General features: G+C 70.6%; 17 protein-coding genes and 1 tRNA gene. 7 read left to right on the top strand and 11 right to left on the bottom strand.

The window, feature by feature from the left end; all coding sequences use genetic code 11:
* Positions 1 to 5: 5 nt before the first annotated feature.
* Positions 6 to 1,442: an AMP-binding protein gene (locus AB0H56_RS13380; RefSeq protein WP_357161667.1), complete on the bottom strand. Its 1,437-nt coding sequence runs from the start codon at positions 1,440 to 1,442 to the stop codon at positions 6 to 8.
* 159 nt (positions 1,443 to 1,601) lie between these two features.
* On the opposite strand from AB0H56_RS13380, the gene AB0H56_RS13375 reads away from it, so the two are divergent.
* Positions 1,602 to 2,822 carry a helix-turn-helix domain-containing protein gene (locus AB0H56_RS13375; RefSeq protein ID WP_357161664.1) on the top strand — a complete coding sequence of 407 codons (1,221 nt, stop codon included), beginning with the start codon at positions 1,602 to 1,604 and terminating at the stop codon, positions 2,820 to 2,822.
* On the opposite strand, the gene AB0H56_RS13370 is transcribed toward AB0H56_RS13375, so the two are convergent.
* From AB0H56_RS13370 to AB0H56_RS13360, 3 genes are read right to left on the bottom strand one after another with little or no spacing between them, the layout of a single operon-like run.
* Positions 2,798 to 3,979, bottom strand: a complete 1,182-nt coding sequence (locus AB0H56_RS13370; protein WP_357161661.1) for a nucleotide disphospho-sugar-binding domain-containing protein — start codon at positions 3,977 to 3,979, stop codon at positions 2,798 to 2,800. The two genes, AB0H56_RS13375 and AB0H56_RS13370, sit on opposite strands and share 25 nt — an antisense overlap.
* Positions 3,980 to 4,030: 51 nt before the next feature.
* Positions 4,031 to 4,741 (bottom strand): PIG-L deacetylase family protein, encoded by a 711-nt coding sequence (locus AB0H56_RS13365; RefSeq protein ID WP_357161658.1) that lies wholly within the window; start codon positions 4,739 to 4,741, stop codon positions 4,031 to 4,033.
* 22 nt (positions 4,742 to 4,763) lie between these two features.
* Positions 4,764 to 5,006: a hypothetical protein gene (locus AB0H56_RS13360; protein WP_357161655.1), complete on the bottom strand. Its 243-nt coding sequence runs from the start codon at positions 5,004 to 5,006 to the stop codon at positions 4,764 to 4,766.
* 216 nt (positions 5,007 to 5,222) lie between these two features.
* Here AB0H56_RS13360 and AB0H56_RS13355 point away from each other — a divergent pair, with 216 nt between their 5' ends.
* Positions 5,223 to 6,710, top strand: a complete 1,488-nt coding sequence (locus AB0H56_RS13355; protein ID WP_357161652.1) for a carboxylesterase family protein — start codon at positions 5,223 to 5,225, stop codon at positions 6,708 to 6,710.
* 57 nt (positions 6,711 to 6,767) lie between these two features.
* On the opposite strand, the gene AB0H56_RS13350 is transcribed toward AB0H56_RS13355, so the two are convergent.
* The 5 genes from AB0H56_RS13350 to pgsA form a co-directional block, all read right to left on the bottom strand.
* Positions 6,768 to 7,619, bottom strand: a complete 852-nt coding sequence (locus tag AB0H56_RS13350; protein ID WP_357161649.1) for a hypothetical protein — start codon at positions 7,617 to 7,619, stop codon at positions 6,768 to 6,770.
* Between the two features lie 282 nt (positions 7,620 to 7,901).
* Positions 7,902 to 8,726, bottom strand: a complete 825-nt coding sequence (pspA, locus tag AB0H56_RS13345; protein WP_280306732.1) for a phage shock protein PspA — start codon at positions 8,724 to 8,726, stop codon at positions 7,902 to 7,904.
* Between the two features lie 195 nt (positions 8,727 to 8,921).
* On the bottom strand, positions 8,922 to 9,359 hold the full coding sequence (locus AB0H56_RS13340; protein WP_357161644.1) for a helix-turn-helix transcriptional regulator: 438 nt from the start codon (positions 9,357 to 9,359) through the stop codon (positions 8,922 to 8,924).
* A 91-nt stretch (positions 9,360 to 9,450) separates the two neighbouring features.
* Positions 9,451 to 9,942: a nicotinamide-nucleotide amidohydrolase family protein gene (locus AB0H56_RS13335; protein ID WP_110035765.1), complete on the bottom strand. Its 492-nt coding sequence runs from the start codon at positions 9,940 to 9,942 to the stop codon at positions 9,451 to 9,453.
* Positions 9,939 to 10,595 (bottom strand): CDP-diacylglycerol--glycerol-3-phosphate 3-phosphatidyltransferase, encoded by a 657-nt coding sequence (gene pgsA / locus AB0H56_RS13330; protein WP_357161640.1) that lies wholly within the window; start codon positions 10,593 to 10,595, stop codon positions 9,939 to 9,941. The genes AB0H56_RS13335 and pgsA overlap by 4 nt, the downstream gene beginning before the upstream one ends.
* A gap of 256 nt (positions 10,596 to 10,851) precedes the next feature.
* Here pgsA and AB0H56_RS13325 point away from each other — a divergent pair, with 256 nt between their 5' ends.
* Entirely contained in the window at positions 10,852 to 11,418 is a 567-nt protein-coding gene (locus AB0H56_RS13325) for an amino-acid N-acetyltransferase (protein ID WP_357161637.1), read from the top strand.
* 31 nt (positions 11,419 to 11,449) lie between these two features.
* Positions 11,450 to 11,734 carry a YciI family protein gene (locus tag AB0H56_RS13320; RefSeq protein WP_357161634.1) on the top strand — a complete coding sequence of 95 codons (285 nt, stop codon included), beginning with the start codon at positions 11,450 to 11,452 and terminating at the stop codon, positions 11,732 to 11,734.
* A gap of 57 nt (positions 11,735 to 11,791) precedes the next feature.
* On the opposite strand, the gene AB0H56_RS13315 is transcribed toward AB0H56_RS13320, so the two are convergent.
* Complete coding sequence (locus AB0H56_RS13315) at positions 11,792 to 12,772, bottom strand: TerC family protein (protein WP_357161631.1); 981 nt, start codon at positions 12,770 to 12,772, stop codon at positions 11,792 to 11,794.
* A gap of 433 nt (positions 12,773 to 13,205) precedes the next feature.
* Between AB0H56_RS13315 and AB0H56_RS13310 the strand changes: the two genes are divergently transcribed.
* Positions 13,206 to 13,279 (top strand) — tRNA-Leu (locus tag AB0H56_RS13310).
* Positions 13,280 to 13,428: 149 nt separating this feature from the next.
* On the opposite strand, the gene AB0H56_RS13305 is transcribed toward AB0H56_RS13310, so the two are convergent.
* Entirely contained in the window at positions 13,429 to 15,993 is a 2,565-nt protein-coding gene (locus AB0H56_RS13305; RefSeq protein ID WP_357161628.1) for a DNA translocase FtsK, read from the bottom strand.
* Positions 15,994 to 16,285: 292 nt separating this feature from the next.
* Here AB0H56_RS13305 and AB0H56_RS13300 point away from each other — a divergent pair, with 292 nt between their 5' ends.
* Together AB0H56_RS13300 and AB0H56_RS13295 are read left to right on the top strand one after the other, a co-directional pair.
* Positions 16,286 to 16,675: a DUF4189 domain-containing protein gene (locus AB0H56_RS13300; protein WP_146229183.1), complete on the top strand. Its 390-nt coding sequence runs from the start codon at positions 16,286 to 16,288 to the stop codon at positions 16,673 to 16,675.
* Between the two features lie 67 nt (positions 16,676 to 16,742).
* Entirely contained in the window at positions 16,743 to 17,282 is a 540-nt protein-coding gene (locus AB0H56_RS13295; protein ID WP_280306719.1) for a hypothetical protein, read from the top strand.
* Positions 17,283 to 17,301 lie beyond the last annotated feature (19 nt).

The following is a 17,301-nucleotide window of genomic DNA, read 5'->3' as shown; positions in this document are numbered from 1 at the left end:
GTGAATTACTCGGCGAGCGCGCGCAAACGCTTCTTGTCGATCTTTCCGACCGGGTTGCGCGGCAATTCCGGCGTGAGCACGATGGCCGCGGGAATCTTGAACGCCGCCAGCAGTTCCCGGCAGTGCGCGGTCAATTCCTCGGCGCTGACCCGGGATTCCGGTGCGGCCACCACATGGGCGACGGGCACCTCGCCCAGCACCGCGTCCGGCCGGCCGACCACCGCCGCTTCGTGGACGGCGGGGTGGCGGTAGAGGGCGTTCTCGATCTCCTTGGGGTAGAGGTTCTCCCCGCCGCGGATGATCATGTCCTTGATCCGGTCGACCAGCACCAGGTAGCCGTCGGCGTCGAGATAGCCGACGTCACCGGTGTGCAGGCGGCCATCGATCACCGTCTTCGCCGTCTCCTCGGGCCTGCCCAGGTAGCCGCGCATGATGTTCGGGCCGCTGATCACCACCTCACCCGGGGTGCCGTCCGGCACCGGGTTCCCGTCGACGTCGACGATGGTGACCGTCTGACCGGGCAGCGGCAGGCCGACGGTGCCGGGCTTGCGCGGTCCCGCGACGGGATTGAGCGTCGAGGCGCACGTGCCCTCCGACAGACCGTAGCCCTCCACGACGGGCACCCCGAAACGGTCCTCGAAGCGGTCGATCAGCTCGGCGGGCATGGGCGCGGCGCCGCAGATCACCCGCCGCAGCGAGGACAGGTCGGGTCGCACCTCGGCGGGCTGGGCCACGAGCATCGCGTAGATGGCGGGGACGCCGGAGAAGTAGGTGGGACGCACCCGTTCGACCAGCCCGAAGAACTGGGTGGCCGAGAACTTTCCGGCGATCGTGGTGCGTCCGCCGGCCAGCAGCGGCGACAGCACGCTGACCACGATCCCGTTCACGTGGAACAGTGGCAGGACGAGCAGGCTGTGCTCGGTCTCGTCGAGGCCGACGGCGTCGATGATCATCGCGCACATCGCGGCGAGATTGTCGTGACCGAGCAGCACGCCCTTGGGCCGCCCGGTGGTGCCGCTGGTGTAGATGATCAGGGCGAGCCCATCCGCGGGGGTGGCCGCGGCGACGGGGCCGGCGGGCGCCGCGAGTGCGGCGACGTCCAGGGTGACACCGGCCCGCTCCGGTGCGCCGATGACCACGTCGGCGCCGGAATCGTCGAGTTGGTAGCGGATGTCGTCGTCGGTCAGGCCCGGATTCACCGGGGTCACCGCGGCGCCCAGGCGCCAGGCGGCGAACAGCGCGACCACCAGGTCCACCTGGTTGGGCAGCACCACGGCCACCACGTCGCCGGGGCGCACGCCCGCACGGTGCAGCACGGCGGCCGCAGCGTGCACCCGATCGCGGAATCCCGCGTTCGACAACGCGGTGTGGTCGTCGGCCACGCACGGCGCGTCGGGCGCGAAAGCCGCTCGGGCATCGGGTAGTTCGGCGATGTGTCGCATGATTCCTCACCGGGCAGGTTGTGATCTGAGTTACATCACCACGGTAGGTTCGGGTCCCGGCACCGGCTACGGGCCGGGAGACCAGCGTTGTCCGCCGGTGTTGTGCCACGAGTACAAACACCGTGGTGACGGCGTCGGCAGGAGGTACTGTTCGCGCCCATGGCCCATGACAACGATGCTCTCGTCCGCGCGGTGGCGGGCCGGATCAAGGCCGATCTGGACCGGCTCACCCCGGCGATGACCACGATGTTCGCCGAGATGATCCCCGAGTTCCGGCACGACGACGAGATCCGCAGGCTCATGGTCGCCAGCACCGAGGCCAACCTCACCGCGATCCTGGACATGCTCACCCTCGGCATCGCCCCCGACGACGTCACCGTGCCGCCGGCCGCGGCCGAGTACGCCCGGCTCTTCGCCCAGCGGGAGCTGTCGCTCGAGGCGCTGCTGCGCGCCTACCGGCTCGGCGAGCACATGTTCGTGCAGCGCGCCATCGCCGTGCTGGCCGAGCTGGCGCCGCCGACCGAGGACGCGCTGGCCTCGGCGGCACGGGTGGCCGACGTGGTCAACGGCTACATCGACCAGGTGATCGAGGGTCTCATCGACATCTTCGAGAGCGAGCGGCGGCGCTGGGACGCGCGCACCGATGCCGCGCGCGCCGCGCAGGTCCGCGCGGTGCTCGATGCCGACGACCTCGATCTGGCCTCGGCCGAGCAGATGCTGTCGGCCTCGCTGCGCGGCTGGCACCAGTTCGTGCTGCTGTGGACGCCGCCCGGCACCGCCGATCCCGTCACCGCGCTGCGCGCCGGCACCGGTGTGCTGGCCGCGGTGTGGGGCCGCGCGCAGATGGCGGTCGAGGTCGACGAGCACACGCGCTGGATCTGGCTGGCCTCGACCGCGCGCCCTGTCCTCGACACCGTGCGCCTGGCCACGGAACTGCGGGTGCTCCCGAATCTGTCCATGGCCGTGGGTGATCCGGCCCCCGGGCTCGACGGATTCCGGCAGAGTTTCCGCGATGCGCAGCTCGCCCGCGCGGTGGCGGTGGCCGCGCGGGCGCGCGGGGTGACCAGGCACGCCGACGTGGCGCTGGCCGGGTTGCTCGCCGACCGCGTCCCGGACGTGCAGCGCTGGGCCGAACGTGTGCTCGGCGGGCTGATGGGCGAGGACGAGACGGCCGCCCGGCTACGCGAGACCGTGCGGGTCTTCCTCGATGCGCGCGGCAGCTACACCGATGCCGCCGCGCGTCTGCACGTGCACAAGAACACCGTGCACTACCGGGTGCGCAGGGCCGAGGAGGTGCTCGGTCATCCGCTCACCGAGCACCGTCTCGACATCGAGGTGGCCCTGCTCGCCTGTGCTCAGCTGGGGTTGCCGAGGTCCTGAGCGGCGCGGGTGGCGGCCGCGGCGTGACAGATGGCCACCGGGTCGGCCACGTCCGAGGCACCCAGGGCCGCCGCTCGCGCCGCCTCGGTGAAGTGGGGTTCCGCCAGGATCCGCGCGACGGCCGCCCCGACGGCCGCGGCCGTCAGTGGTCGCACGAGCAGCGAACTGCCTTGGCGAGCGGCGCGATTGGCCAGTTCCCACTGGTCGCCGCCGCCGGGGACGGTCACCACGGGCACCCCCGCCGAGAGCGACTTGGCGAGCAGACCGTGCCCGCCGCCACCGACGACCACCGCGGCCTGTTCGAGCAGCACGTCCTGGCGGCCGAGCCCCGCGGTGGCCCAGTCCGGCAGCTCGGCGGGCGGGGTGTCCAGCGTCGACACGGCGGCGCGGACGCCGAGTCCGGCCAGTCCCTCGAGCACGGTTTCGGCCATGCCCGCGACGCCGGTGTGCGCCGTCGAGGGCGCCACCATCACCAGCGGCTCGGTGCCCGGCGGGAGCGGCAGGATCTCGTCGGTCGGCTCCCACACCAGCGGCCCGATGACATGGGTGTCGGCGGGCCAGTCCGGCCGGTCGACTTCCAGCGCGGGCAGCGTCGCGACGAGCCGTGCCGCCGGGCCGGGGTCCTCGGCGGGCAGGCCGATGGATTCCCGTGCTGCCCCGCGCTGCCGGTTGCCCGCCTTGACGGCGCGGGCGGTCATCGTGCGCAGCACGCCGTCCCGGACCCGACCGCGCACCCCCTCCCCCGGCGCCAGGCCACTGCCGATCGGCGGCAACGCTTTCGACGGCAGGTACAGCGGATGCGGGGAGAGTTCGACCCAGGGCAGGCTCAGCCGTTCGGCCGCCATGCCGCCGCCCGCGGTGAGCACGTCCGAGACGATCAGGTCCGGCAGCATGGCGCTGAGCTCGGGCAGGTTCTCGGTGGCGATGTGGGCGGCGCGCTCGTGGATCCGCGCGCCCGCGTCGGTGTCGTCGTCGGTGGGGCGCGGGGCAAGTCCCTTGAGTCTGCGCACGCTGATCCCCGCGGCTCTGGCCGCGTCCAGCCAGCGTGGACCGGTGAACAGCACCGGATCGTCCCCGGCCGCCAGCAATCGCAGGCACAGCGCGATCGCGGGAAACGCATGCCCTGGATCGGGCCCTGCCACCACAGCTACTCGCATGCGGCCAGCCTGCCACATCCGATCCGGCCCGGGGTCGTGGCGGTCGCGCGCTCAGCCTGCGAAGGTGAACAGTTCGAAGCCGACGGCGTGCGCGGCCGGGAAACCCTCCTTGGGACCCGTTGCCATGGTGACTATTTCGTCCACCTGCTGGTCGACCGGCACCGCACTCAGCACCTGCAGATACCGCCGGTGGGCGGCCAGGGAGGCCCGTGCCTTGTCCAGCTGCGCGCTGACGTCGACGGCGTGGGTGGCCACGGGACCGACCACCGCGGCCCAGCGCGCCGACCACGGCTCGAGCTGGGCGATCTCGGGGAAGATCCACTCGTTGCCCGCGTCGGAGATGGCGTCCATCGCCGAGCGGCCCACCGCCCGGTGGTCGGCGCTGTTGACGAAGCCGGGCGCCCACGTGTCGCCGAAGTTGAACAGCACCACCATCTCCGGGCGGTGCCTGCGGATCGCGGCGGCGATGTCGCGGCGCAGGGCGAGTCCTTCCTCGACCCGGCCGTCGGGATGGTCCAGGAATTCGACGGTGTGCACGCCGACTTCGCGTGCGCCCGAGATCTCCTCGACCTCCCGCAGCGGGCCCGCCTGGGCGGGCGGCATTCCCGCGATCCCGGCCTCGCCCCTGGTGGCGAGCAGATAGCGGATGTCCTTGCCCTGCCCGGTCCACCGGGCAACGGCCGCGGCCGCGCCGTATTCGATGTCGTCGGGATGCGCGACGATCACCAGTCCGCGCTGCCAGTCCTCGGGTAGCTGCTCCACCCGGCCCATGCTAGGCCGCGACTCACACCTTGGTGAGTGGACCGTTGTCGTTGGATCCCGAGATCGCCTTGTACAGCAGGTACACCCCGGTACCGATCGCGGCGATGACCAGAACCGGCAGCAGCGCCTTGATCAGCGCGCTGACGATCCAGAACGCGATCAGACCGACCACGACGATGCCGATGACTTTGAAGACCATGATGATGTGCTCCTCGCCTGTGCTCCCGGCCGCCGTCCGGCGATCCGACACCTCCGATGCTGCCATCGCGGGGTTGATAAATCACCAGGTCAGCGCGGATATCCGGGTGTAGTTCAGGGTTCACCCCGAGTCCGGGAGGCCACACGTCGCGACCCGTCATCGGCCGCCGCGCCCGTGCGGCGCCGACTCGCGGGCACCGCAGGCTCCCCGGCCTGCCGCACCGAAACGGCCGCGCCGACGGGGCTCAGATCCCATAATCGGGGCGTCGACGCAAGGAGGACCATGGAACCCATCGTCACGATCGCGAGTGGCGCGATCCGCGGCCGGACCGAGGCGGGCGTCACCCGGTTCCTCGGGGTGCCCTACGCGGCGGCCCCGGTCGGCCCCCGGCGATTCCGGTTGCCCGGACCCGCGCCGGCCTGGACCGGCGTGCGCGAGGCCACGGAAATGGGAGCGACCTGCGCGCAGTCACCCTATCCGGCGCCGATCCACGCGCTGATCGGCAGCGACGGAATCCCCGGCGACGAGTACCTCAACGCGAACGTGTGGACGCCCGACCCGACGGCGAGCGGCCTGCCGGTGCTGGTGTGGATCCACGGCGGCGCGTTCGTGCGCGGGTCCAACGCCAGGGCGATCTACGACGGTTCGGCGTTCGCGCGAGACGGCGTGGTGCTGGTGTCGATCAACTACCGGCTCGGGATCTCGGGGTTCGCCGCGCTCGACGGCGCCCCGCTCAACCGCGGTCTGCACGACCAGATCTTCGCGCTGGAGTGGGTGCGCGACAACATCGCCGCGTTCGGTGGCGATCCGGACAATGTGACCGTCTTCGGCGAATCGGCGGGCGGGATGAGCGTGGCGGCGCTGATGGCCGCGCCGCGCGCCACCGGGCTGTTCCGCCGGGCCATCGTGCAGAGCGGCAACGGCGCGGTCGGCGCCGACCCGCAGGACGCGCGCCTGGTCGCGGCAGCGCTGGCCGCCGAGCTCGACATCGCGCCGACCGCCGCCGCCTTCGGCGAACTCGGTCCCGATCAGCTGCGGACCGCGCAGAACGCGGTGGCGCTGGCGATGATGACCGACCCCGACCCGCGCCGCTGGGGCGCCTCGGTGATCCAGCAGGGCATGGGCATCATGAGCCTGTTCCCGGTGATCGACGACGACATCGTGCCCGGCCCGCCCACCGAGGTCCTGGCCGCGCATCCCGAACGGGCGGTCCCGCTGATCGCGGGCACCACCGCCGACGAGTTCCGCTTCTTCACGGTGCCGACCGGCATCACCGCGGCCGTCACCGCCGAGACGCTGCCGCTGGTCCTCACCCGCTACGGCATCGATCCCGCGGTGGCGCGGACGTATTCGACGCACCGGCCCGACGCGTCCCCGGCGGAGATCTTCAACGCGATCCTCACCGACTGGTGCTTCCGGGCGGGCACGGTCGACTTCGCCACGGCCAACGCCGCCGCCGCGCCGACGCACGTGTACGAATTCGCCTGGCCCACCGGGCTTCCCGACCTGGGCGCCTGCCATGTGCTCGAGGTGCCGTTCGTCTTCGACGTCCTCGCCGACGCGCACTCGATCACCGGGCCGAACCCGCCACAGGCGCTGGCGGACGAGATCCACACGGCCTGGGTGCGTTTCGCGACCGACGGCGATCCCGGGTGGGCGGCGTTCGAGCCCGACACCAAGCTGGTGCGGATCTTCGACACCCCGGAGTCCTCGACGGTCGCCGATCCGCGGGCGGCCGAACTCGACGCCCTGCGCCAGACAATCGCCTGACACGACACCGGCCCCGTCGCGCGGGCGACGGGGCCGGATGTGGGTGCGCGCGTGGCGCTATCGCGGGCCGACGGGACGATCGGCGAGATCGGTCAGGGCCTGTGCCCAGCCGTCGAGCCGGTCGGCGGCTTCGCGCAGGTCGGCGACGATGCCGTGGAACTGGTAGGCGACCACCGTGTCTTCGGGGACGGCCAGGATCCGGGCCGCGGCCGCGACCAGCTGTTCGTATTCGACGACCCCGGTCTCGAGCCGGGCGAGAACTCCGGAGATCGTGGTCTTCAGCGCCGTGACGGTCTCCGGGTTGGCACGGCCGACGGTGTCGGCGGCCTGTTCCATCGCGACGATGTCGGTGGCCAGCGCGTGCAGGGCGGCCGCGCCGGAGCGGGCGGTGTCGAGCAGGTCGCGCAGTTCGTCCTCGGGGAGGCGGCGGGTGGCCGCGATCTGGGTGCCGAGGCCGTGCAGTGCGCGTTCGGCCCTGATCAAGCGCTGGATCGGGCCGCGGGCGGCCGAGCGGAGACCGGGTGACTTGCGGGCCACGAAGGCCGCCTGCGGCAGCGGCTGCCCCCGCAATTGCAGATAGCGGCGGGCGCTCAGAGCGGTTCCGGTGACGAAAGCGACCGCGCCGCCGCCGATCACCACGACCGCCCACGCCGGCGCCGACACCACGGCCAGCCCCACCGCGCCGACGGTGGTGATGCCCGAGGCCGTGCCGAGCTGGAAGCTGCGCCTGCGCACCCGGCGCCTACGGCGCAGTTCCCGCTCACGCGGGTCGGCCCAGCGGCGCACCGCGACCATCGCCTGTTCGCCGACTTCCCGCAGCGTCGCGGGAACCCCGCCGGACGCGGTCGACCGTACGAGCGCCGCCGGATCGACGATCTCGGCCCGCTCGCGCCGTGTTCTCCCGCTCATGTCCTCATCCTTCCGCCGCTTCGGAACACCCGCAGCGCCCCCAGGTTTACCACCGACCCCTGACAAGCGCCGCCGCCCGAGCCGAGCGCCGGGAGCCACGATCGGCAGCCACAGACGCGAGGCCTCCCACACGACCCGACCTCGAGGAGGGTCCGCCGACGTAGTCGGCGGTACGCGGCCGTCCCGTCGATAAGGTGCCGATGCGTAGGCGAAGGAGCAAGCATCGGTGCCTGATCGACGGGACTGGAGGGCCGCGAACTCGAGCGCGCCGGCGCTCCGAAACTACTGCTGCGCGGCCTGACCCTTGTTGATCTGCGGGGCCTGGGCGGGCTGCTGCTTGGCCGGGTCGATCGCCGCGGCGTTGTTGCCGGTGGGCAGCGCGTCACCACGCATGGAGGCGCGGATCTGCTCGAGCTTGCTGTGGCCTGCCATCTGGATGCTGGCCTGCTGGACCTCCAGCATGCGACCCTGCACCGAGTTCTGCGCCAGCTCGGCCGAACCGAGCGCGTTGGCGTAGCGGCGCTCGATCTTGTCCCGCACCGCGTCCAGGCTGGGCGTGGAGCCCGGCGCGGCCAGGGTGGAGTCCATCTGCTGCAGCGAGGCCGAGACCTGCTCCTGCATCTTGGCCTGCTCGAGCTGGCTGAGCAGCTTGGTGCGCTCGGCGACCTTCTGCTGCAACATCATCGCGTTCTGCTCGACCGCCTTCTTGGCCTGCGCGGCGGCCTGCAGGGACTGGTCGTGCAGCACCTTGAGGTCTTCCACCGACTGCTCGGCGGTGACCAGCTGGGCGGCGAACGCCTCGGCGGCGTTGGTGTACTGGATCGCCTTCTCGGTGTCGCCCGCGGCGGACGCCTGATCGGCCAGCGTGACGGCCTGACGGGCGTTGGCGTTGAGCTTCTCGACCTCGTCGAGCTGACGGTTCAGCTTCATCTCCAGCTGACGCTGGTTACCGATCACCGATGCCGCCTGCTGCGACAGCGCCTGGTGCTGACGCTGCGCCTCCTCGATAGCCTGCTGAATCTGGACCTTCGGATCCGCATGCTCTTCGATCTTGGAGTCGAAGAGGGCCATCATGTACTTCCAGGCCTTCACGAACGGATTAGCCATCGATTGATCCCGCCTCCATCTGTGCGTCGCTCGTGCGACTGGTGGTGCGCGACCGTCACGCACCAGATATGTGCTTATCCTTCACCATGCGGCACCCGGACCGGTGTGACCGGCCCACTCGACGCCTGATGAGAATCTATCCGTTCTCACCAGCGGTGTGCAGCGTCTCGCGCGTCCGGCACGTGGTTCGCCGCGTCACATTCCCTTCACCAGTACCAGCATCTCGGCCCTCGGCGCCGGGATGACGATGCGGGTGTCTTCGGCGATGCCGATCCGGGGGCCCTCGGCGGACGCGCTCGCCGAGGCCGTCTCCGGCGCCGCGGCGGGTTCGGCGGCGGCCGGTTCGGCCTCGTGCTCGGTGGCCGGGCCGGTCAGCGCGGGCTCGCGCGGCGCCGAGCCGTCGGCGCCCGCCATGATGGTGCTCACGTCCCACAGCACCCGCGACAGCGGCACGTCCAGTGCCTCGCAAATGGCGGCGAGCAGCTCACTGGAGGCTTCCTTGCGGCCGCGCTCCACTTCCGACAGATAGCCGAGGCTCACGCGCGCCGAGGTGGACACCTCGCGCAGCGTTCGATGCTGGGCGAGACGTGCACGCCGCAGACTGTCCCCGATTGCCTCCCGCAGCAGCGTCATCTCGTTCTCCTCCACCTCGTGTCACCGCCGGAACGGTGTTCACCTCTTTCTGGCACAACGTCGAGCATCGGCCGGTGGTTCCCGGCCGCGGCTAGTTCGTCGTCACACAGCGCAGCAACTCCCGCACGGCGCTGTGTACCGCACCGATTCTGATCGTCCACCGGTCGCCGTGCAGTTTCAACCGGACTACCTCGCTGTGCCGTGGACCGGCCAATCCGAGGTATACCGTCCCGACGGGGTGCCCGTCCTGGGAATCGGGTCCGGCGACCCCGGTCAGCCCGACACCCCAGTCGGCGCCGCAGCACTGCCGGGCCCCCACCGCGAGCTGTTCGGCGGTGGACGCGGCGACGGGTCCGTCCAGGCGGAGCGTGTCGGCGTCGACGCAGGCCAGACGGCTCTTGAGGTCGGTCGCGTAGACGATCAGGCCGCCGCGCAGCACCGCGCTGGCGCCGGGGATCCCGGCCATCGTGGCGGCGAGCAGACCCGCGGTCAGCGATTCCGCGGTGGCGACCGTCTGGCCGGCCGTGTTCATGGCCCTGACCAGTTCAGCGACCGGCGCGCCGTCGACGAGCGGGTCGCTCATCCGCGGGACTCACCGCGGGCGCGGCCGCCGGCGAACCACAGCCGGGCAGCCTGGCCGACATAATCGAGGCCGGTGAGCACCGTGAGCGCGACGGCGGCGTACATCAGCCACATCCCCGCGGTCTCGAACGCCCCCGACAGCGGCAGCAACAGCAGCGCGATGGCGACAGACTGCACCAGGGTCTTGAGCTTGCCGCCCCGGCCAGCCGGAATGACCCCGCGCCGGACGACCACCAGCCGCAGCAGCGTGATGCCGAGTTCCCGGCCGACGATGACCAGGGTGATCCACCAGGGCAGATCGCCGAGGACGGACAGGCCGATCAGCGCCGAACCGATCAGCGCCTTGTCCGCGATGGGGTCGGCGAGCTTGCCGAAATCGGTGACCAGACCGTATTTGCGCGCGAGTTGCCCGTCGAAGCGGTCGGTGATCGCGGCCAGCCCGAACACGGCCGCGGCGACAACCCGCCAGCGAGTGTCGTGACCCCCCTCGGCGAACAGCGCGAGCACGAACAGCGGCACCAGCACGATCCGCGCGATGGTCAGCACATTCGCGATGTTGAGCAGCGGAACGTGCCCCTCGGCACGCTCCGGCGCGGGACGCAGCGGCGCCGCCGCCTCCCAACCACGATCGATCTCCTCGGGTCGCACACTCATCCTGCGCACATTCGGCATGCTCGGGCGCCCTCCGTGGTTACACACGCTGCCGCCTCCAGGCGCTGACCTCTCATGCCCTGCCCTCTCGGCATTCACCGGCACTGCGCCGAAACCCACACGTTTCGCCCGCGGTTTGCTCGCGCGGGCAGCGCCGCGCGATCCGGTCGACGAGCCCGGCGCGATGCGGTGAGCGGATCGACAGGATGTGCGGCACACGTTCAGACTATCGGTAACCCGGCCGACTACTGTGCACCCCATGACCTCACGGGGACCACTGGGTGGTTCGACAAGCGACGCGCATCCCGTCGCGCCCACTGCGGCGCCTGTTCCGGGTGTGGTCGTCCGACGAGCGCGAACCAGCGACGTCCCGGAGATCAAGCGTCTGGTCGACGAGTACGCGGGCCGCATCCTGCTCGAGAAGAACCTGGTGACGCTGTACGAATCCGTCCAGGAGTTCTGGGTCGCCGAACTCGACGGCGCGGTCGTCGGCTGCGGCGCGCTGCACGTGCTGTGGGCCGATCTGGGCGAGGTGCGCACGGTCGCCGTCGACCCGGTGGTGAAGGGTCGCGGGGTGGGCGGCGCGGTGGTGGACCGGCTGGTCGCCGTCGCGCGCGAGCTGCAGCTGCAACGGCTGTTCGTGCTGACCTTCGAGGTGGACTTCTTCGGCAGGCACGGTTTCGTCGAGATCGACGGCACGCCCGTCACGGCGGAGGTGTACGCCGAGATGTGCCGGTCCTACGACACCGGTGTCGCCGAGTTCCTCGACCTGAGCTACGTGAAGCCGAACACCCTCGGCAACACCCGCATGCTGCTGACCCTCTGAAATTCCGCACTCACCAGGAAGCGATACCGCCGTGCCGATCTTCGCCGTGCACTACACCTACACCGAGGCCACCGCCGCCGACCGCGCCACCCATCGCCCCGAACACCGGGCCTTCCTCAACGCGCTCGTCGACGCGGGCACCGTGCTCACCAGCGGGCCCTACCCGGACGGCACCGGCGCACTGCTGATCTTCCGTGCCGAGGACGCGCCATCGCTGACCGCGCTGCTGGCCGAGGACCCGTTCGCGAAGCTGGGGCTGATCGAGGCGGTCCGCGCCGTCGAGTGGCTGCCGGTGATGGGTGCCTTCAGCGAGTGACCCCACGCTGACACAGCGCTGCCCCGGAACCGTCGCGGTTTCCGGGGCAGCGTGCCGTCAGGAGGACGTGGTGCGGCGGGTCTTCAGCAGGCTCGCCACCGTGGCGATCACCAGGATGCCGATGATCACGCTCAGCGAGAGCGGGGTCGAGATCTCCGGCACACTCACGTGCTCACCGCCGTTGATGAACGGCAGCGTGTTCTCGTGCAGCGCGTGCAGCACCAGCTTGATGCCGATGAACGCCAGGATCGCGGCCAGGCCGTAGGACAGATACACCAGGCGGTCGAGCAGGCCGCCGATGAGGAAGTACAGCTGCCGCAGGCCCATCAGGGCGAAGGCGTTGGCGGTGAACACCAGATACGGCTGCTCGGTGAGGCCGTAGATGGCGGGAATCGAGTCCAGCGCGAACAGCAGGTCGGCGAAGCCGATGGCCAGCAGGGCCAGCAGCAGCGGGGTCACCACCCGTTTGCCGTCGATCGTGGTGACGAGCTTGTCGCCGTCGTACTTGTCGGTGGTGGGCAGGATCCGCTTGGCCAGCGCGACGATGCGGCTGTCGCGTTGCTCCTCGTGTTCGACCTCGTGCCCGCTCTCGCGCAGCAGCTTGATCGCGGTGTAGATCAGGAACGCGCCGAACAGGTAGAACACCCAGCTGAACGCGCTGATCGCGGCCGCGCCGACGGCGATGAAGACACCGCGCATCACCAGGGCCAGCACGATGCCGATCAGCAGCACCTTCTGCTGGTAGATCCGCGGCACGGCGAAGGTGCTCATGATGATGAGGAAGATGAACAGGTTGTCCACCGAGAGCGCCTTCTCGGTGACGAAGCCCGCGTAGTACTCCCCCGCGAAGGTGCCGCCCCATTTCCAGGCCACGTACAGGCCGAACACCAGCGCGAGGCCGATGTAGACCGCCGACCAGAAGCCGGATTCCTTGAACGTGGGTTCGTGCGGGGTCCGCACGTGGGCGAAGAAGTCGAAGACGAACAAGCCGAGGATCACCAGGCCGGTGATCACCCACTCGAGCGTGGTCACCTGCATGTGGTGGTCCGATCGATAGAGTTCATGCCGTCCATCATGCCCGAAATGTCCGTTTCAGTAGGCTTTGCGGAACGCTTGCCCTGCATGATTTCACACACAGGCACCCTGACCTGCGCACGGGCCGGTCGGCGCGTCGGGAAAATCCGTTTCGCGCGGGGCGCGGCGCTGTTACCGTCGACGCATCGTCATCCCACCGGTACCCACGAGAGGAGCTGGCCGTGAACGGATCCACCGCGAAGTACGAACGCCGTGTCGAGATGCACCGCCTATCCCTGGGTGCCGTGCAGCCGCAGCGCTTCTCGAGCGTTCGCGGCGACTGCTGACCGGCGTCGTCCGGCGCTAGGCCGCCGGCACCCCTTCCCACCGCGCGAGCGACCGCTCGCTGTCACTGTCACGCACCCCAGCCGCCGCGCGGTCCGGGGCGATCACCCATTCCCTCGTAGCCCAACTGGCAGAGGCACCGGTCTCAGGTACCGGCAAGTGCGAGTTCGACTCTCGCCGAGGGAACCCCGGCTCACGCAGGCGCCGGCGGGCTCTCATAAGGCCCGTACGCGCGGTTCGACTCCGCGGTGAGCCACGGTCCCTCCTCGTTCGTCGCCGGCTCGCCCCGGCACGGTCAGAGCAAACCAGCGACGCGTGCCGACCGGCGCGCGGACTCAGTCGTCCTCGGCGCCGCCGGGGTCGCCACCACGGATCGAGTAGAGCAACCCGTCGAGTTCGTCCGGCTTGATGAGCACGTCGCGGGCCTTGGACCCCTCGCTGGGTCCGACGACACCGCGCGTCTCCATCAGGTCCATCAACCGGCCCGCCTTGGCGAAGCCGACCCGCAGCTTGCGCTGCAGCATGGAGGTGGACCCGAACTGGGAGGTGACCACCAGTTCCACCGCCTGCAGCAGCACGTCCATGTCGTCGCCGATATCGGGATCGACGTCCTTGGCCTCGCCCGCCTTGGCGGCGGTGACACCCTCCTGGTACTCGGGTTCGGCCTGGGTCTTGCTGAACTCGACGACCGCCTGGATCTCCTCGTCGGAGATGAAGGCGCCCTGCAGACGGGTCGGCTTGCCCGCACCCATCGGCAGGAACAGGCCGTCGCCCATACCGATCAGCTTCTCCGCGCCCGGCTGGTCCAGGATGACGCGCGAGTCGGTGAGCGAGGACGTCGCGAAGGCCAGGCGGGAGGGCACATTGGTCTTGATCAGGCCGGTGACCACGTCCACCGAGGGGCGCTGGGTGGCCAGGACCAGGTGGATGCCCGCGGCACGCGCCTTCTGTGTGATCCGTACGATCGCGTCCTCGACATCGCGCGGGGCGGTCATCATCAGGTCGGCGAGCTCGTCGACGATCGCCAGGATGTACGGGTAGGGCCGGTACACGCGCTCGCTGCCCAGCGGCGCGGTGATCTGGCCCGACTTGACCTTCTTGTTGAAGTCGTCGATGTGGCGGACCTTGTTGGCCTGCATGTCCTGATAGCGCTGTTCCATCTCCTCCACCAGCCAGGCCAGCGCGGCGGCGGCCTTCTTCGGCTGGGTGATGATGGGCGTGATCAGGTGCGGAATGCCCTCGTACGGCGTGAGTTCCACCATCTTCGGGTCGATCAGGATCATCCTGACCTCCTCCGGCGTGGCCCGGTGCAGCAGCGACACCAGCATCGAGTTCACGAAGCTCGACTTACCGGAACCGGTGGAGCCCGCCACCAGCAGGTGCGGCATCTTGGCCAGGTTCGCCGAGACGAACTCGCCTTCGATGTTCTTGCCGAGGCCGATCACCAGCGGATGATGGTCGTTGCGGGTGTGCGGCGACTTGAGCACGTCGGCCAGGCGCACCAATTCGCGATCGGAGTTGGGCACCTCGATGCCGACCGCGGACTTGCCCGGGATCGGCGCGAGCAGGCGCACGTTCTCGGTCGCCACCGCGTAGGCGAGATTGCGGTGCAGCGCGGTGATCTTCTCGACCTTCACGCCGGGACCGAGCTCGACCTCGTAGCGGGTGACCGTCGGGCCACGCACGAAACCGGTGACGGCGGCGTCGATCTTGAACTGCACCAGGACCTCGGTGATCGCCTCGATCATCGATTCGTTGGCGGCCGAACGCTTCTTGGGCGGGTCGCCGTCGAGCAGCAGCGTCAGCGGGGGCAGGGTGTAGTCGCCGTCGACGACGCGGTCGGTGACGAACTCCGGCTCCGGCGGCGGGGGCGGGGTCTGGTCGACGACCTTGGCCGGGGCCGGCTTGCGGCGCGCCGGTTTGGGCGCGGGGGCGGGCGCGGGCGGCTCCTCGTCGAGGCGCAGTTGCTTGGCGTCGCGCAGCGGGGGCTCGCCGAGGGTTTCGGTGAGCGCGTCGGAGCCGCCGAATTCGTCGGGCGGGTAGTTGTCGTCGGGGGTCCGGCCACGGCGGCGGGTTCGGTTGCGGTGCACCGGGAATCCGTCGGCGTCGTAGTTGGCCGGGTCATAGGGGTCGTCGTCGGCGTGGTGCTCGCCGAGGCCGAAGTAGTCGCGCAGGGCCGATGGCACCTCGCGGACCGTGGTCCCGGTGAGCAGCAGCACGCCGAACACCATGGCCAGCAACAGGATCGGCAGGGCCAGCCACGGGGTGAGCCCCTGGCCGAGCGGACCGCCGATGGCGTAGCCGAGCGCGCCCGCCGCCCGCGAGCGACCCTGCGCGTCGGTGGGCGAGCCGGCGGCCAGATGCCAGATCCCGAGCGCGGGCAACACGACGAGCAGCCCGCCCAGGACCAGCCGCGGCCGGATCTCCGGGTGCGGCTCGGTGCGCATGAGCACCACGGCGAGGGCGACGAACAGCAGCGGCGCCAGGCCGCCCGCCGTTCCCGCGATCGCGCGCACGACGTCTTCGAGGAAACGGCCGACCGGCCCACCGGCCGACAGCCACATGGCGGCGGCGATGATCGCGCTCACCGCGATGAACGCCAGGCCGATGCCGTCGCGCCGGTGCCCGTGTTCGATCTCGCCCGCGCGGCTCAGTGTGCGGGTGGTGGCGCCGACACCGCGCGCCAGCATGGTCCAGCCGCTGCCGACGCCGCGCCCGATCACCGCCAGCGGCGCGGTGTTCGACGCGCGCCGCACGGGCCTGCGGGCGGGGGTGGCGCGTCCGCGCGGCGCCGCCGACGCTCGCGGAGTCGTCGAACGAGATCGCGCCGACGGCGTCTGCCCCCTGCTCGATCCCGCCCGCGCCCGAGAGGTCGTGGTGCTGCGGGACTTACCTGCCATGACCATCAGGCTAGCCGCTCAGGCACCGTCCGGACCATCCGCAACACTGGTCCCACCCCGGTTGCGACGTTGATCTCACCCGGACGCGCAGGTCGCGGGCCCCCGGTCAGCGCCGGGAAATCTCGCGCGGCGACCGCGTTTCGCGCCCTGTTCGCCGCGTCTCGCCAAGGGATTCCTTTCAGTTCCCTTGTGATGGGCCCGAATCCGCGCGCGAGCGCTGGCGCCGGGGACCGCCGGGTCGGTACGTTGACACTCGGTCCACCGGGTGTGGACGGAATACGAGGGGAATCACGTGAAGAAAGTTCTCACCGGCGCGGCTGTCATGACCGCGACGGTCGGTGCGTTGCTGGCCGGCCACATCGCGCCCGCGCAGGCGCAGGCCGACAACTACGGCGCGCTGGCGCTCTCGCGCAACGGCGCCTCCAGCATCACCGCGAATTACGGCAGTTACGCCGCGGCCGAGTCGGCCGCCATCGCGGGCTGCCAGCGCAGCGGCGGGGGCGCGGGCTGCGATGTGAAGGTGTCGTGGCGCAACGGCTGCGGCGCGCTCGCCGAGTCGAGCCGTTCCTACAGCTGGGCCTCGGCGCCCTCGCTGCGGGCGGCCAAGCGCAACGCGATCAACGCCAACCGCGGCGCGGCCACCATCATCAACTGGAACTGCACCTCCGGCTACGAGGTCTGAGCCGCCACCGCCCCGCCGGAGTCACCTCCGGCGTCTATCTCACTTGGGGAAATCAGTGAACAACCGCATGATCACACTGGCGGCCGCCGCGACGCTGGCCGTCGCCGCGCTCGGCCTGACCGCGTGCAGCAGCGACGAGCCGTCGAGCACCGCGGCCGCGACGACCACCGCCGCGGGCGCCGGGTTCGAGGACGGCAAGAAGGTCGAGGGCACCCAGGAGGGTGACGCCCCCATGACCACGCCGGTGCCGAACCTGCCAGCGCCGACGGTCGAGGAGCTCAACGCACGCCTGGACAAGGCGATGGCCGGTCAGCTCAGCGCCGAGGAGAAGGCCACGCTCATCGAGGACGCCGAGCGCGACCCGAACCTGGTCGACAAGTTCGTCGAGGCGGCCAAGAAGAACAACGTCACCGCCAAGATCACCAGCGTCGGCGCGCCCGCCGACGGCAAGGTGAAGGCGCCCGCCGACGTCACCATCGACGGCACCCCGGTGCAGGGCGCGACCGTGGAGTTCGTCGCGTCCGAGGGCGGCTGGCGCGTGTCGCACGTGTTCACCTGCAACATCGTGAAGTCGGCCAAGCTCGACTCCGCGGCCTGCCAGGCCTGACACCGCACAACGAGAACCG

The sequence above is a fragment of the Nocardia sp. NPDC050717 genome, from assembly GCF_040654275.1.
Classification (GTDB): Bacteria; Actinomycetota; Actinomycetes; order Mycobacteriales; family Mycobacteriaceae; genus Nocardia.
Note: the sequence above shows the minus strand (reverse complement) of the source record. Positions and strands in the feature narration are given on the sequence as shown.